Origin of the sequence: Yersinia fenwicki (genome assembly GCF_043099325.1) — a bacterium.
GTDB lineage: Bacteria > Pseudomonadota > Gammaproteobacteria > Enterobacterales > Enterobacteriaceae > Yersinia.
Genome location: NZ_CP170755.1, coordinates 3,933,497 through 3,949,284, shown reverse-complemented (window position 1 = coordinate 3,949,284; position 15,788 = coordinate 3,933,497). Strand labels below are relative to the sequence as shown.

Genomic DNA, 15,788 nt, shown 5'->3' with positions numbered 1-15,788 from the left:
GGAATGATCAGAACCAGGTTTCCATCTGGATACCAAAGTTCCATTGACCGCCGGCGGCAAAATCATTTTTACCGAAGGCATCATCCTTGGCGTAGTTATCCAGATCTTGACTCCAGTCCATGTAGGTCGCGAAAACACGTATTTCTGGGCGGCTGAAGAAGTTACTGATATCGCCTGCTTTAAAGGTCGGGGCAAAGGTCAGTTTATAGAAACCGCCACTGACTTTGTGATAATCCTTATACCCTTGCGGGTCGAGATTCATATATTGATAACTGCCTTCATACGCCAAAGCAAAGTTTTCAGTGATTTCCTGAATCAGGCGGGCATTGAAGGTGACCCACTTATAACTATCGCCCTCGACATATCGGTCTTTACTCTGCTGCGCCAATATGGCGGGAGCCAGGCTCCAGTTCTTGCTCAGTGCAGTGGTACCGTAAGACGCCAGACGCCAGGTATCTGCCCCGCTGGTCAAGTTGCCATCGGAGCCAATTGATTTCACTTCAGCACCCAGACCGTGGCCGTATAACAAGGCCGTTTTAGACGTCCCCTCACGTAGCCCATAGAAACTGTCACCGTGGTAGGCCACCATGCTGTGAATGCCTTTATCTGCCGCATTGGTATTCACGGTTTCACCGCTATTCTGGCGTGCTTCGTTATCTTTGGCACGCAAGCCACTCAGCATCCACTGGAATGAGCCGTTATTTTGGGTAGATACATAGTTATTTGTGGTGAAAATATAGCTTTGAATATCACTGTTAACATTCTCTATTTCGCCGTAATTACGGCCATATAAGGAGAAGTTACTTTTCAGGTTATCAGTCCATTTGATGTCATAAATACCGCCACCGGTACCGGCCAGAAATACCACATCGGAATCCAGCCAATGAATATCAAAGTTATCGCGATCAAAGCGCTTACCGGCCCACAGGGTACTGTCTTTGAAAATACCATTGAAGGTGGGTAGGGTGCCCAATTCGACGAAAGCCTGACGCACATTCAGGTCACTGCTGTCAGCTGTCCAGTCGTTATAACTACGTTGACCATCAGCCAGCATCACTTTGTAGCGAGTGGTTGCACCATTATCCAGCTTCTGTTTTTTCTCCAAATTCACTTCAACATAGGTATCGGGTTCATTACCTAAACGGCCAATTGCCCCACCGGTACTGCCTGCCGGGGAAACATAAGGGCCACCTTGAGTGCCGGTACCGGAAGAGTTCATTAACAAACCGGAGCGTGCATAACCATGGAACTCAAAACCATTGTCGCTTTGTGTTTTGCTTTCTAATTTCTCAGTGCGTTTCGCAACTTGAACGGTTTTTTCTTCTGCCTGAAGGGTACGAGCTTCGAGTTTTTGTGCTTGTTTTTCTGCAATTTCGGCACGGGTTTCTGCATTTTTTGCCCGTTGTTCTGCTTGCTGCAATCGCTGCTCTAAAGCATTAAGGCGGGCTTCGATATCCACATTTGATGAGGCTGCTGAGGTGGAGGTCGCTGCACAAGAAAGAATAAGTCCTATTGATACAGCAAGATAGCTTGGTTTTATCATCATTTTTATATCACTCGGTATGTGATTGATTGTATTTATGCTAAACAGATAAACCGGTTTTTCATGGCTAACATACGGGCGATCAACTGGAATTAGCAAAACATTTTGCTAACCCCATTCAGCTATTGTGATCTGCACTGCAAATTGAGTGCTGTAGTGAGAGAAGTCGCGCTATGAAAGGGATGAATCAGTCAGCGTTAAGCTGTTGAACGCATTGTCGTGAGCTGAGTGTTTAGCAAAAATTGATGAATAAGAGAAGATGCCGGATGCCAAGGCAGGGCATCCGACAGGCAGGCCGCAGTTAGTGGCTGCTTTGCAGAAAATGCGCCAATTCCTGCGCATTTGGTAGGGCGGTCATTGCCCCTTTGGCGGTAGTAGCCAGCGCACCGCAAGCTTGTGCTTGATCGATGGCCGCACTCAAGTCTTGGTTTTGGTGCCAGTTGTGTTGTTGCGACAATGCTGCCAGCAACCCGGCAACAAAGGCATCTCCGGCCCCGGTGGTGTCTATCGGGGTGATTTTCCGGCTGGCATATTTTTGTAACTTTCTTCGGTTATGCACCCAAACCCCCTCTGCCCCCAATGTTACCAGTAATAATTTACAGGAATAGTCCGCCATAACCTGCTCCATAGCTGTCGCGATATCTTGCTGTGGGCAGATGAAATCCAGTTCCTCCAATGACAGTTTTACCACATCGGCTAACTGTAATGCTTGTTGCAGGCAGAGGAGTAACTCTTGCGGTTGACGCCAGATATCAGTACGAATATTGGGATCAAAACTAACCCAACCTCCGTCAGCTTTGATGCGGCGCATAGCCTCGAATGCGGTGCTGCGGCTGGGTTCCTGACTTAATGCAATGGAGCATAGATGGAGCCATTGGTTGGTTTTAAATTCAGGTAAATCAGTAGGTTGCAGGAATAAATCAGCACTTGGCATCACCATGAATGTAAATGTGCGTTCGCCATCCTGATCCAAATCCACAACAACAGTTGAGGTTCGGTGTTCTGCGTCCAGCGTCATGGCGCGGGTATCCACATTTTCCTGTTGTAAAACCTGCTGCATAAAACGACCAAAGCTGTCTTGCCCAACCCGACCAATAAATGCGCTTTTACCCCCCAATCTTGCAATGCCTACTGCGACATTGGCCGGGGCGCCACCTGGGCACTTAAGGTAACTATTTGAATTTTCAGGAACAAGATCGATAACAGCATCGCCCAAAACCCAAACGGTATTCTCCATGATAAACCCCTAGTATCTTCAATTCTATTTGCTGCTAAAAGTAGAAGAATCGGTTTAGCAAAGCAATAAAATAATCCACAATCCGATAAAAATAGCGAATGATGCGATGAAAAAAGAATTTATCGATACGCCGCAGACAATGATTCCACCTATCAAAAGATATGGATTTTTAGCACAACCGATTGTGGTGACAGATGTTGCAGGCCGGAAGGTGACATTTGCTCAGCCTGTGTCACGAGAGAGATTAGCGGATGTCAGGGCATTGATGGCATTGAACATTCCCCATCCACAAACACCCTTAAAAGGTATTATCGCCTGGGATAACTCACTGAAAGTATTTGCTAGGCTTATGTATTTTTCCCCTGCGCGGTCTAACGAACGTTTCTTTGCATTGCTCATATCTAATATAAATGATAATCATTATTCATATTATTTTATTTGAATAATAACCGCTTGTTGCGTTGAGCAACAAGGCAACTTCTGGTGGGTGATCAGTGGTGTTGAAATAGGAGGAAGAGAGTAAGTTATCATTCAAAAAACTAATTTTTTCTTAGCCAGAGAATTAGAGCGATTATCTAAAATAGATTTTTTATAGCAACAGATGAGTCAGTTATTTATTTTTGTATATGTAATGACAAGATTTAATAACAGCATGAAAGTGGAATGTAATACCGCAGTATTAAGCTCAACCATTCATGAGAGAATAAATAATTGAGCATAATGATTAGTCATTTTATAAGAGTGAGGATTCAATCTCTGATAATTTATCTTGGGCAAACGCAACTTTATTCCGCCCATCTTTTTTAGCGCGATAAAGTGCTTCATCAGCGGCTTTGAGTGAAGAGGCCAAGTCATAGGATTGTAAGGGGGAGATCCCTGCACTTAACGTGACAGTCGTTGATACCTTGTGATTGAAAACATGTGGAATATCAAGCCCTAAAACGCGCTGCCGGACACGTTCTGCTAACTGGCTTGCATACTCTTCACTAACATGTGTCAGCAACACTAAAAACTCCTCACCACCATAGCGCACCACGATATCGCGTGAGCGCACAGCATCACGAATTGCGGCAGCGACGCGCACTAAGGCCTGGTCCCCCATAGTATGACCATAGTTATCGTTATAGGCCTTAAAATGGTCGATATCGAGCAGCAGCACATAATGGTTGCCAGGAGACTGCGCTAATAATGTTTCAAGTTTATTCTCCAACCCACGGCGATTATATAAACTGGTCAGTGGGTCTATCATGCTTAAATCACTGAACTTTTCTCTTTCATTATAAAGACGTGCAACAAGTTTGCGGGTGAAGTCGTCACTACGACGCAGCATCAAATGATGTAAAGAGAAACCAATTAGGGGCAACATAATCGTAAATATGATGCGGAAAATATTTTGAAAGTCGTCCAAAAAAATAACGGTGAGTGCTGCGGGGGCAGTATGCAAACAAAAGGCAAGAAAGTTATCAGACAGCGCAATTGTGCTGATAAAGAAAATGGTGAACAAGCTGAGTAATAAGTAATTGTTTTCATTTGTGCCTAAGTATTCATATTTAAGAATGATTTGCCAGGCCCAAAGAATCCCCATGATAATTGAAAATAAATTCAATTTATCCACATAATTCTTCGAAATAAAAATAAAATATGCCGCCACACTGAGACTGATAACTGTGATCATGACGAGCGGTAATGTCACAGCTGGCGTTTCAGGGGAGGGTAATATCATACTGAAAATAGCGGACGACGCATTAAGAAATAGAAAAAGCAGTAAAGAGAGCCGATGCTTACTTTTCAGAAGCTGATCGTAGGAGTGGCTATTCATATTCAATTCACTCTGCATAATGGCGCGCTGTCAGTAGACAAATAAACAATATCCTCATGAAGCCCTTTTATTTAGGCATCACGATAAATAGTTCTTTAAAGTAATTATTTTTGTTTGAAGCGTTTTAACATGGCTTTAGGAATTTTCTTAGTCAAAATTACCATTTTTGTTTCAGCCTGTCATCATGATGTCGATCAACTAATCAATTTACTCATCGAAATCTGATATATCGATGGTATCAATGGCACTGAGCCAGCCAAACCGCCAGCTTTCTCGCGGCAACTTCATGATGCAGATTTTTATATAGTAGTATATGATATTGCTTATCATTATCATTTAAGTGGCCGTCACTATGATTATAGCCAGATTTTCAGCTTACCGTTTATGGGGTATAAGTGGCTTATTAAGCCGAGGAATGTCCAGTGGTTGGGGGATGTTGCTACCTTTTACTTTGCTACCGCTGCTGGGGTGGGCTGATATCACTGTGGGCCAGTTGAGAGTACTGATTGTGGTCGCGATGCTGGCGACGGTAAGTATGTTATATCATGTACGGTTGCGACACTTTCTGTTACTGCCATCTTGTGTGGCACTTTTGGCGGGTATGGTCGCAGTATTGATGCACCATTGATTTTACATGACGGTACCGGTATGCATTGAAGGCATACATTAATACAATTGAGCTATACAGAGAGGAGTCATCGTGTTGATATTAGAAATCATCGTGGTGCGAAGGGAGGGACTTGAACCCTCACGTCCGTAAGAACACTAACACCTGAAGCTAGCGCGTCTACCAATTCCGCCACCATCGCCCAAATGATTTCTTACTATCTACTATCTTGAAGTGAGTAGAATTTCGGATTTATATCACCAGCGTGGTGCGAAGGGAGGGACTTGAACCCTCACGTCCGTAAGAACACTAACACCTGAAGCTAGCGCGTCTACCAATTCCGCCACCATCGCATGTGCTGTGCAATATAAATCTGTACTACGGAGGCGAATTCTAGAGATTTTCGCGGTCAGGTCAATACTTATTTCCCCTAAGCGGGATGTTTGCTGTAAAAAACATCATATGTTGATCAATTGATTTAATTACGGAAGTTTTCTTTATTTTATGTTCTGTTTCCGAGCTCATCTGATTCGGGTGGGTAATGGGCGAATAGTTCGATTAGCCAGTCGATCAGCACTCTCACTCTGGGCGCCAAAAAGCGACCCGGAGGGAACATAATAAATAGTGGCATCGCCGGTGGCGGTATATGAGAGAGCACCTCAATCAATTCGCCTTGTGCTAATTGGCCCTGAATTCCGGCGGTAGGTGCCTGAATCAATCCCAAACCCGCCATACCAGCCGCAATATAAGCATCTGCACCACTGACACTCAAAATACTGGGTAAAACACGATTTTCAATTTTTCCCTGGCAAACAAATTCCAACGGATAATCGCGATGGTTTAACTGGGAGAAGTAGCCTACGGATTGATGCCCTGCTAAGTCATCCAGCGTCATTGGAATACCGTGTTTTTCCAAATAAGCCGGCGATGCGCAGGTGATTTGTGGCTGCTGGCCAATATTTCGCGCAGCTAGTTGTTCATCGTGTGGTAACCAAGCCCGTAATACACAATCTACGCCTTCACGTAGCAAGTCGATGGTGCTGTCATTCGCACCGAGAATCAATGTGATATGAGGGTAGCGCTGATAGAAATCACTCAAGGCGGGGATGACCACATTGCGTGCCAGTGAATGAGGCATATCGATGCGCACCTTTCCTTCTGGTTGCAACCGCTGGTGGCTGAACAGCGAATCGGCCTCTTCAAATGCCGACAATAATTGTAGGCAACGGTGATAATACAGTGTGCCTTCGGCAGTGATATTCACTTGTCGGGTGGTACGCACCAGTAAGCGCACACCCAGGCGTTGTTCTAATCGCTTTAAGGTGTGGCTGACCGTGGCCCGAGGTAATTGCAGTTTTTCGGCAGCGCGGCTGAAACTACCCAACTCAACAATACGGACGAATATCCGCATGGCTTGTATCTGGTCCATAATTGCGTTCGCCCATTGTTGGTGTTTTTTGAACAGTGATGAGTGATCTGCATTATTTATCTTTCCTCACGAAACAACCACACTTTCTTCCGACATCACTAATCGGGAGTATCGCAATGCAACAACGTCAATTAGGTTCGAATGGCCCGCAGGTTTCTGCATTAGGCCTTGGCTGCATGGGAATGAGTGATTTCTACTCCACTAATCAGGACGCTAACGAGTCAATTGCTACGCTACACCAGGCATTGGAGTTGGGCGTCACGCTGCTGGATACCGCGGATATGTATGGCCCATTTACCAATGAAGAGTTGGTGGGACGAGCGATTAAGGGCAAGCGTGATCAGGTTTTTTTAGCCACCAAGTTCGGTATTGTGCGCGACCCGACCGATCCGACGGTACGGGGTGTGAGCAGCCGTCCTGATTATATCCGCCAGTCTGTTGATGGTAGCCTCAAGCGCTTAGGTGTTGATGTCATTGACCTTTATTACCAGCATCGGGGGGATCCTAGTGTGCCGGTGGAAGATGTCATCGGGACTTTGGCTGATTTGGTCACCGCCGGTAAAATTCGCTATATCGGTTTGAGTGAAGTATCAGCAGCAACATTGGAAAAAGCTCATCAGATGCACCCGATTACTGCGGTGCAGAGTGAATACTCACTGTGGACGCGAGATGTGGAAACTTCCGTCCTGGCAACCTGCCAACGGCTAGGTGTTGGGTTTGTGGCCTATAGCCCATTGGGGCGCGGTTTCTTGACGGGGGCGATACGAAGCCTGAATGATCTGGCTGCAGACGATTTCCGCCGTAATAACCCACGTTTTCAGGAGGATAATTTTGCTCTGAATCTGGATTTGGTCGATACAGTAACAAAAATGGCGCAGGATAAAGGGGTTAAACCCTCTCAATTAGCTTTAGCTTGGGTACTGGCGCAGGGGGAATATATTGTGCCAATCCCAGGAACCAAACGTCGTACTTATTTGGAAGAGAATCTGAGATCATTGGATGTAGTGCTTACCGCGCAGGAGTTGGCCGAGCTGGATGCGGTATTCCCTTTCCATGCCGCAGCAGGTGAACGCTACGGCATGGAAGGAATGGTTTATCTTAACGCTTAATATTAGTGACTGATAATATTAACGTTTTTTCTTAGGATCCCGTGGCGGACGCCCGACAGTTGCCTGATAGACCTTAAAACGACCATTCTGCGCCAGCACTTCATGGCTGCCAAATGCGGCATCCAGCAGCGCAGGATAAGGCAGGAAGGAGTTCGCCACGATACGTAATTTGCCACCCACATGCAGATGTGCGGTAGCGCCTCGGATCAGCATCTCAGCTGCAGTCAGGCTGGTTTGGATCCCATCATGGAACGGTGGGTTAGAAATAATCATCTCGAAGCGGCCTTTAATATCAGAGTAGACATTGCTGGCAATCACTTGCGCCTCGATATTATTTGCCGCCAATGTTGCCCGGCTGGCTTCAATGGCAGCAGCGCTGACATCACTCAAGGTCCATTTTATTTTTGGCGATTGTTGCGCTAAAACACAGGCCAGTACACCAGCGCCACAACCGACATCCAGCACGCTGCCTTTAAACGGCTCGCTGAAAGTGGAGAGCAGCAGATGGCTACCAGAATCCAGCGAATCTCGGCTGAAAACACCCGGCAGGGTTTTTACGATGACATCACCCACCTGATAGCTTTCCCACCAGGCATCGGCATCAAATTCTGGCTGTTTGTCCAGGCGACCATGATAGAGGCCGCAACGGCGGGCGCTATCAATTTTGGTTAATTGCGCAAACTCTGACAGCATTTCTTCTGCACTGCGCACACCGCTGCGATTCTCACCCACCACAAAAACATCACAACCGACGGGCAGCAAAGACAGCAGATTGGCCAGTTGGAACTGGGCTTCTTGTTTGCTTTTAGGCCAGTAATAAACCAGCGTATCGCAGGCGGCGACTGTTTCAGGTGTTGCCACAAGACCGAATTGAACATTCTCTTCCAGCGTATTGCTCAGTAATTGCCAGTGGTGATATTGATTGGTGTGAACCCGTATCCCGGCTGCATCAAATTGCGCTGGCAGCGCATCTTGTAAATCACCGGCAAACAACACGTGGCGGGCTATAAATTCATCACTATGGCGCAGTATCACTTCACTGGCTGGGGTTAATGCAGACATCAGTCTTTGGCTCCTTAAGAATATGATCGGGGATTATAGAGGTTTGTTGGCTCAACCTCTATTTTTGTATTTTTTATACAGAACAATAAGGTGCGACAAAATGTTGCTTTTTGTGGTATTATGCATCACTCTTTAGTGGGCATAGTTATAGTGTGAAGAGGAGTAAAACAATGGCGATTAGTATTCGTCTGGATGAGGATTTTGTCACCGACGTTAAAATTCATGCAGAGGCATCGAGCCGCAGTGTGCCAAAACAAATTGAGCACTGGGCAAAAATCGGCCGTATTGCCGAGGATAACCCTGATTTGTCTTACAGCTTTATTTTGGAAACTTTGCTGGCAAAAAGTGAAATCGACAACAAAAAGGTATCACGTTATGTCAGAAGAACGCAGCGAACATAAGATTGATGTTTATGAGAGTAGCCGTTTTTCCAAAGCGCTTAGCAGGCTTTCCGAGCAGCAACTGATTATTGTTGAAGATGAGATAGAACGTATTATAGCCAACCCGAGTGTGGGTGAATTAAAGAAAGGTGACCTGAGCTATCTTCGAGTGCATAAGTTTCAACTCAATAACCAGTTAACACTGCTCTGTTACAGTTGGATTGAACAAAAAATTGAATTGTATCTGTTAAGTCTCAGCTCTCATGAGAATTTTTATCAGGAACAGAAGCGATTACGCCAAACTGACCTAAAGCTGATCAGCTAAATTCCACCAATTTGCCAAGTATATTTATTGGTAGCTTCTATAAATAGAGGTTTGTTGGCGCATGTTCGATGGGTTTGCTAGCATAGCGTCGAAATACGGGTCGCTTTGACAGGAAAGGGCATGGCATCAAGACGAGACTTACTGTTACAACAGCTTGGTATTACGCAGTGGACATTGCGCCGTCCAGCCGTTTTGCAAGGTGAAATTGCCATACGTTTACCCGACGATACCCGCCTGTTAATTGTCGCAGACCCGCTTCCTGAGCAGGATGACCCGCTGTTGTGCGATGTGTTGCACAGCCTTGGGCTCACTCCCCGCCAGGCCTATGCGCTGACGCCGGATCAGGTGGCAATGTTACCTGAAGAGACACAGTGCAACAGTTGGCGATTGGGCATCAGTGAACCGCTTGCGGTTGCGGGTGCGCAGTTATACAGCCCGGCCCTGACCGGACTTTATCAAGACGCGAGCGCTAAGCGCGCACTTTGGCAGCAGATTTGTCATCATGAAGCAGATTTCTATCCTGACGCCAGCCGATCTGGCCACAGCGTACCAAATTGAACAAGCCAGCCATGCTTTTCCGTGGACGGAAAAAACCTTAGCCAGCAATCAAGGCGAGCGCTACCTCAATTTCAAGCTGAATGTTGGGGAACAAATGGCCGGTTTTGCCATTACCCAAATTGTATTGGATGAAGCAACGTTATTTAATATTGCTATTGATCCAAAGTATCAGCGCCAAGGGTGTGGCCGTCTACTGCTTGAGCATGTCATTACAGAATTGGAAAAACGCCAGATCGTCACGCTTTGGCTCGAAGTACGCGCCTCAAATGCACGTGCAATCGCGTTGTACGAAAGCCTGGGGTTCAACGAAGTTTCTGTGCGGCGCAATTACTACCCGAGTGTGGATGGGCGTGAAGATGCCATTATGATGGCATTACCGATGGGGTAGTGCCTTTTTGCCAGTTATCTGTCTTGAATAACGACTGTTTGTCCTGAAAAAATTGTCTATCCCACATAAATCAGGGAAAATACCGCGCTATAACCACTTATACCCAAAAGTGAGAGGAATCGCTGCTGATAACGCAGTTTTTCAAGTAAAAGGGTATAGCGCCATAATCAATGCCTTGCTTTGCTTGGGCCTGATATCAATAGGATGTCAGGCCCAGAGCAGGGCGGCCTAAAAGTAGAAATTTCAAATTATGTCTCCAAGTGAATACGCACTGGAAGTCGCGAAAAGACGTACTTTCGCGATAATTTCCCACCCCGATGCCGGTAAAACCACCATTACCGAAAAAGTGTTGCTGTTCGGGAACGCCATTCAGACCGCCGGTACAGTAAAAGGCCGTGGCTCAAGCCACCATGCCAAATCTGACTGGATGGAAATGGAAAAGCAACGTGGTATCTCCATCACGACTTCTGTGATGCAGTTTCCCTATGGCGGTTGCCTGGTCAACTTACTCGATACCCCGGGGCACGAAGACTTCTCCGAAGATACTTACCGTACACTGACCGCCGTTGACTGTTGTTTAATGGTGATTGATGCGGCTAAAGGGGTCGAAGATCGCACGCGTAAGCTGATGGAAGTTACCCGTCTGCGTGATACGCCAATTCTGACCTTTATGAACAAATTGGACCGCGATATTCGTGATCCGATGGAAGTGTTGGATGAAGTGGAACGTGAGCTGAAAATTGCTTGTTCACCTATTACCTGGCCGATTGGTTGCGGTAAGTTGTTTAAAGGTGTTTACCACCTTTATAAAGATGAAACTTACCTTTATCAGACGGGTAAAGGTCATACGATTCAGGAAGTGCGGATTGTTAAAGGGCTGAATAACCCGGATCTGGATGCTGCTGTGGGTGAAGATCTGGTCAAACAGTTCCGTCAAGAGTTGGAGCTGGTCCAGGGGGCATCGCATGAGTTCGATCATGACGCTTTCTTGTCTGGTGATTTAACACCGGTATTCTTCGGTACCGCGCTGGGGAACTTTGGTGTCGACCATATGCTGGATGGCTTGGTTGAGTGGGCACCTGCGCCAATGCCACGTAAAACCGACACCCGTGAAGTGGTGGCTGCTGAAGAGAAATTTACCGGTTTTGTCTTTAAGATTCAGGCCAATATGGACCCGAAACACCGTGACCGTGTCGCATTCTTGCGAGTGGTTTCTGGTCGTTTTGAAAAAGGCATGAAATTGCGTCAGGTACGCACCAAAAAAGATGTGGTGATTTCAGATGCACTGACCTTTATGGCCGGTGACCGTTCCCACCTCGAAGAAGCCTATGCCGGGGATATTATTGGCCTGCACAACCATGGGACTATTCAGATTGGTGATACTTTCACTCAAGGTGAAGATATGAAGTTCACCGGCATTCCTAACTTTGCACCTGAATTGTTCCGCCGTATTCGTCTGCGTGACCCATTGAAACAGAAACAGTTGCTCAAAGGCTTGGTTCAGTTGTCAGAAGAAGGTGCAGTACAAGTGTTCCGCCCGCTGACCAACAACGATCTCATTGTTGGGGCTGTCGGTGTTCTACAGTTTGAAGTGGTGTCTTCACGGCTGAAAAGCGAATACAACGTCGAAGCAGTATATGAATCCGTTAACGTATCAACCGCGCGTTGGGTTGAATGTGATGATGTGAAGAAACTCGAAGAATTTAAACGTAAGAATGAGGTTAACTTGGCATTGGATGGTGGTGATAATTTGAGCTATATCGCCCCAACTATGGTCAACCTCAATATTACACAAGAGCGTTATCCGGAAGTGCATTTCCGTAAAACTCGCGAACATTAATCAAGCCGTAAGCCGCATTCTATCGGGGTACTGAGTGCCCCGATTCATTAATTTTCTTCATTATTTTCTCTCTAAGATAACTCTCACTTGATAGTAATATTCCCATTTTAGTCCTATTCCGACTGTAAATCTTCTGAAATGCTCTATCTTTATAGGGACCAGCAGGATTGACTAACATCAAATTCGAGTCAGTTAATCTGCAATAATCGTAAAGTATCCATCAAATTTCCACCCATATAAGGTGGAGTAAGAATCCAAAAATTGAGACCTTACTCTGGTTTGGGTTCATAACAATGAAGGAAGAATCGATGACAAACACAAAATTTGCCCGTTCAATGATGGCTGTTGTTTTAGGTACTGCACTGATGAGTGGTAGTGTGTTCGCAGAAGAGACCATGCTTAACAAAGCTGACAACGTTGTTGACAGTACTGGTGCGAAACTCGATAGATCCATGAAGAAAGTCGACAACTACATGGGTGACAGTGCGGCAACGGCTAAAGTAAAAAGCGCATTGCTGGAAGAGAAAACGCTTAAAAGCACTGATATCTCTGTCGAAACCAACCATGGTGTCGTAACACTGACTGGTTTTGTGACTTCTCAGGCCGAAGCCGAAACCGCAGTTGATATTGCCAAAAACGTTGAAGGCGTCAAATCTGTCAGCGATAAGCTACATGTGAAAGATCAAAAGTCGCAATCAGTTAGCGAATATGCCGGTGATGCGGCAACTACCAGTTCAATAAAAGCCAAATTACTGGCTGATGACATCGTACCCTCACGTAAAATTACCGTAGAAACCACTGATGGCGTGGTGCAGTTATCCGGTAATGTTGAAAATAAAGCTCAGGCCGAGCGTGCCGAAAGTATTGCTAAAGCCGTTGATGGCGTAAAAAGCGTTAAGAACGACCTCAGCATTAAGCCTTAATTATTATACGGCTGATGGGTATTTCGTAGGGCCACAACATAACCTGCGAAATACCCTTTAATAAGTCTCTCAGCCAAATAATTCATCCAATATATCCAAAATAATACGACTTCTGTCAGATACGCTACTGTTAAATAGACAGAGATCGTTAAAGAGTGATTTTCAAACGCGAGTTATGAAATTATTTTTTCAAATGGGAAGGAGAAGCTTATGTTTCGCTGGGGCATTATATTTCTGGTTATTGCGTTAATCGCAGCGGCATTAGGTTTTGGTGGGCTAGCCGGTACGGCCGCCTGGGCTGCTAAAGTTGTTTTCGTCGTCGGTATTATCCTATTCCTCATCAGTTTGTTTACAGGACGTAAACGCCTTTAGTTAGGTGTAAGGGTTACAGCAAAGGTAAGAAGGGGTATCCTCATCACCTGCTGTAACAGAATTAAGGATGGATGGTGGGATACAGAATACCTATCACGCTCGGCAATATTGAGCCACTCGCCTATAAACCATACCAACCCGGTAAAATGGCGTTGGTTTGCGAGGGGGGCGGGCAGCGGGGAATTTTTACAGCCGGTGTGCTGGATGAATTCCAGCGCGCCCGCTTTAACCCTTTTGATCTGATGATCGGCACCTCTGCGGGCGCGCAAAATCTCTCTGCTTTTATCTGCGGCCAACCTGGCTACGCGCGGCGCGTAATTACCCGTTATACCACTACAGCTAACTTCTTTAATCCACTACGCTTTGTCCGTGGCGGGCATCTTATTGATCTCGATTGGCTGGTGGATATCACCTCACAACAATTGCCACTGGCAATGGATCAAGCCGAACAGCATCTACGCGAGGGCCGTGAGTTTCTCATGTGTGCTTGCCGCAGTGATGATTTCGAACCTACCTATATCTCTCCGACGAAAGAAAGCTGGTTACCGGCGATTAAGGCTTCTAGTGCTATTCCGGGCCTATATCGGCAAGGGGTTGATTTAGATGGCGTCAGTTATCTTGATGGCGGGATTAGTGATGCTATTCCGGTTGAGGAAGCGTATCGCCGTGGGGCCGATACGATTGTCGTTATCCGCACTGTACCTTCGCAGGCTTATTACACGCCGCAATGGATGAAGCGAATGGAGCACTGGCTGAGTGAGAGTAGCTTGCAGCAACTGGTGCGAATTATGCAGCAGCATGAGCAAAGTTATCATCGTATTCAGCAATTTATTGAAAAACCGCCGGGTGACTTGCGCATTTTCGAGATTTTCCCGCCTAAGCCGCTAGCCAGTAATGCTTTGGGGAGCCGAATTCCTGCATTGAATCGTGACTATCATCTAGGCCGTCGCTGCGGGCGTTATTTTCTGGCAACCGTTGGGCACTGGTTGCTACCACGAGATCAGCTGGATCAGTTTGAGAACAGCAGTGAAAAAAGGTCGATCTCCCTTTCCCGGCGAATGATCCAGCCGCAAGATATTAATCAGCCAGATGATATGGCTGACTTGATTGATAATGATGATTCTTCATTTGCTATCACTCAACCACCAGAGATTACTTCGCCTGCAAATACGGTAAAAGCCTCGCATCGTCATCTTCCACCTCAGATGATAGTTGCAGACAGTGGGTTGATTATTCCGGCAGTGACTCGGAGCAAAAATAAGCCATTACAAGCGGAGATTATTTTGCCGCCAGATGTGGCGAAAACCAAGGGTGATACCGCGTAATGGCAGTGTTCAGCGGGCAAATTCCGTATTTTATCGATACACATTGTCACTTTGACTTTCCCCCTTTTCGTGGTGCGGAAGCAGCCAGCTTATTGAGTGCCGGGCAAGCGAATGTCAGACAAATTATTGTGCCTGCCGTCAGTGCAGATTATTTTCCGCGTATTCTCGATTTGGCTGCGAACTACCCGCCATTATTTGCTGCACTGGGCATGCATCCGCTTTATATTGCGCAGCATCAAAACGCTGATTTAGCCACACTGGCCTCAGCGCTGGCGATTAAAACAGAAAAATTGGTGGCGGTGGGGGAGATTGGTCTGGACCTCTATATGGATGAGCCGCAGTTACCTCGACAATTGGCACTCTTGAACGGCCAGTTAAAATTGGCCAAACAGTATGATCTTCCGGTGATTTTGCATTCGCGTCGTTCGCACGATCAGCTGGCTTCAGCATTGCGTAAAGCCGCTTTGCCACGTACGGGAGTGGTTCACGGTTTTGCTGGTAGTTTAGCACAGGCACAGGCATTCATTCGCTTGGGTTATTATATTGGGGTGGGTGGAACCATCACTTATGAGCGGGCGCAGAAAACTCGTAATGTTATGGCGGCATTACCTTTATCTGCATTATTACTAGAGACAGATGCGCCGGATATGCCGCTGGCCGGTTTTCAAGGCCAACCCAATCGACCAGAGCGGGCGGCTAATGTATTCACTACATTGTGTAAGTTACGTCAAGAAGCACCGCAAGATATTGCTACTCAGCTTTTGCTCAATAGCCGGCGCTTATTTCAATTACCTCTAGCCGGTCAACCCACACTTTAGGTTTTAATGCCCCCATACAAACCATACTAATAGTTAGCAAGATCCACTTTTTT

General features: G+C 46.3%; 16 protein-coding genes, 2 tRNA genes and 1 pseudogene. 12 read left to right on the top strand and 7 right to left on the bottom strand.

Annotation, left to right across the window (positions count from 1 at the left end; all coding sequences use genetic code 11):
- Positions 1-7: 7 nt before the first annotated feature.
- Together ACF3VQ_RS17905 and ACF3VQ_RS17900 are read right to left on the bottom strand one after the other, a co-directional pair.
- Positions 8-1,546: a carbohydrate porin gene (locus ACF3VQ_RS17905; protein WP_392432388.1), complete on the bottom strand. Its 1,539-nt coding sequence runs from the start codon at positions 1,544-1,546 to the stop codon at positions 8-10.
- A 298-nt stretch (positions 1,547-1,844) separates the two neighbouring features.
- Positions 1,845-2,780 (bottom strand): aminoimidazole riboside kinase, encoded by a 936-nt coding sequence (locus ACF3VQ_RS17900; RefSeq protein WP_392432387.1) that lies wholly within the window; start codon positions 2,778-2,780, stop codon positions 1,845-1,847.
- Positions 2,781-2,919: 139 nt separating this feature from the next.
- On the opposite strand from ACF3VQ_RS17900, the pseudogene ACF3VQ_RS17895 reads away from it, so the two are divergent.
- Positions 2,920-3,123: pseudogene (locus ACF3VQ_RS17895) on the top strand (hypothetical protein); the annotation flags it as partial.
- 390 nt (positions 3,124-3,513) lie between these two features.
- Here the strand turns inward: ACF3VQ_RS17895 and ACF3VQ_RS17890 are convergent.
- Complete coding sequence (locus tag ACF3VQ_RS17890) at positions 3,514-4,617, bottom strand: GGDEF domain-containing protein (protein ID WP_392432386.1); 1,104 nt, start codon at positions 4,615-4,617, stop codon at positions 3,514-3,516.
- A 334-nt stretch (positions 4,618-4,951) separates the two neighbouring features.
- Between ACF3VQ_RS17890 and ACF3VQ_RS17885 the strand changes: the two genes are divergently transcribed.
- Positions 4,952-5,227, top strand: a complete 276-nt coding sequence (locus ACF3VQ_RS17885) for a DUF1435 domain-containing protein (protein WP_392432385.1) — start codon at positions 4,952-4,954, stop codon at positions 5,225-5,227.
- Positions 5,228-5,321: 94 nt separating this feature from the next.
- On the opposite strand, the gene ACF3VQ_RS17880 is transcribed toward ACF3VQ_RS17885, so the two are convergent.
- From ACF3VQ_RS17880 to ACF3VQ_RS17870, 3 genes are all read right to left on the bottom strand, one after another.
- Positions 5,322-5,408 (bottom strand) — tRNA-Leu (locus tag ACF3VQ_RS17880).
- Between the two features lie 64 nt (positions 5,409-5,472).
- Positions 5,473-5,559, bottom strand: a tRNA-Leu gene (locus tag ACF3VQ_RS17875).
- 149 nt (positions 5,560-5,708) lie between these two features.
- Complete coding sequence (locus ACF3VQ_RS17870; RefSeq protein WP_392432384.1) at positions 5,709-6,635, bottom strand: LysR family transcriptional regulator; 927 nt, start codon at positions 6,633-6,635, stop codon at positions 5,709-5,711.
- Between the two features lie 116 nt (positions 6,636-6,751).
- On the opposite strand from ACF3VQ_RS17870, the gene ACF3VQ_RS17865 reads away from it, so the two are divergent.
- Entirely contained in the window at positions 6,752-7,744 is a 993-nt protein-coding gene (locus ACF3VQ_RS17865) for an aldo/keto reductase (RefSeq protein WP_392432383.1), read from the top strand.
- 18 nt (positions 7,745-7,762) lie between these two features.
- On the opposite strand, the gene rsmC is transcribed toward ACF3VQ_RS17865, so the two are convergent.
- The gene (gene rsmC / locus ACF3VQ_RS17860) at positions 7,763-8,806 is read right to left on the bottom strand and encodes a 16S rRNA (guanine(1207)-N(2))-methyltransferase RsmC (protein WP_392432382.1); all 1,044 of its coding nucleotides are present in this window, start codon (positions 8,804-8,806) and stop codon (positions 7,763-7,765) included.
- Between the two features lie 170 nt (positions 8,807-8,976).
- Here rsmC and ACF3VQ_RS17855 point away from each other — a divergent pair, with 170 nt between their 5' ends.
- From ACF3VQ_RS17855 to ACF3VQ_RS17815, 9 genes are all read left to right on the top strand, one after another.
- Positions 8,977-9,207 (top strand): hypothetical protein, encoded by a 231-nt coding sequence (locus ACF3VQ_RS17855; protein WP_392432381.1) that lies wholly within the window; start codon positions 8,977-8,979, stop codon positions 9,205-9,207.
- Complete coding sequence (locus tag ACF3VQ_RS17850) at positions 9,182-9,511, top strand: type II toxin-antitoxin system RelE/ParE family toxin (protein WP_392432380.1); 330 nt, start codon at positions 9,182-9,184, stop codon at positions 9,509-9,511. Before ACF3VQ_RS17855 ends, ACF3VQ_RS17850 begins: the two co-directional genes overlap by 26 nt.
- Positions 9,512-9,631: 120 nt before the next feature.
- On the top strand, positions 9,632-10,069 hold the full coding sequence (locus ACF3VQ_RS17845; protein ID WP_019084022.1) for a DNA polymerase III subunit psi: 438 nt from the start codon (positions 9,632-9,634) through the stop codon (positions 10,067-10,069).
- Positions 10,014-10,457, top strand: a complete 444-nt coding sequence (gene rimI, locus ACF3VQ_RS17840) for a ribosomal protein S18-alanine N-acetyltransferase (RefSeq protein WP_392432379.1) — start codon at positions 10,014-10,016, stop codon at positions 10,455-10,457. Before ACF3VQ_RS17845 ends, rimI begins: the two co-directional genes overlap by 56 nt.
- Positions 10,458-10,707: 250 nt before the next feature.
- The gene (prfC, locus tag ACF3VQ_RS17835; protein ID WP_392432378.1) at positions 10,708-12,297 is read left to right on the top strand and encodes a peptide chain release factor 3; all 1,590 of its coding nucleotides are present in this window, start codon (positions 10,708-10,710) and stop codon (positions 12,295-12,297) included.
- 308 nt (positions 12,298-12,605) lie between these two features.
- On the top strand, positions 12,606-13,220 hold the full coding sequence (osmY, locus tag ACF3VQ_RS17830; protein WP_392432377.1) for a molecular chaperone OsmY: 615 nt from the start codon (positions 12,606-12,608) through the stop codon (positions 13,218-13,220).
- Positions 13,221-13,430: 210 nt separating this feature from the next.
- Positions 13,431-13,592, top strand: coding sequence for a DUF1328 domain-containing protein (locus tag ACF3VQ_RS17825; RefSeq protein ID WP_004389381.1), 162 nt, complete (start codon positions 13,431-13,433; stop codon positions 13,590-13,592).
- Positions 13,593-13,663: 71 nt separating this feature from the next.
- Positions 13,664-14,917, top strand: coding sequence for a patatin family protein (locus ACF3VQ_RS17820; RefSeq protein ID WP_392432376.1), 1,254 nt, complete (start codon positions 13,664-13,666; stop codon positions 14,915-14,917).
- Positions 14,917-15,735 carry a TatD family hydrolase gene (locus ACF3VQ_RS17815; protein ID WP_392432375.1) on the top strand — a complete coding sequence of 273 codons (819 nt, stop codon included), beginning with the start codon at positions 14,917-14,919 and terminating at the stop codon, positions 15,733-15,735. Before ACF3VQ_RS17820 ends, ACF3VQ_RS17815 begins: the two co-directional genes overlap by 1 nt.
- Positions 15,736-15,788 lie beyond the last annotated feature (53 nt).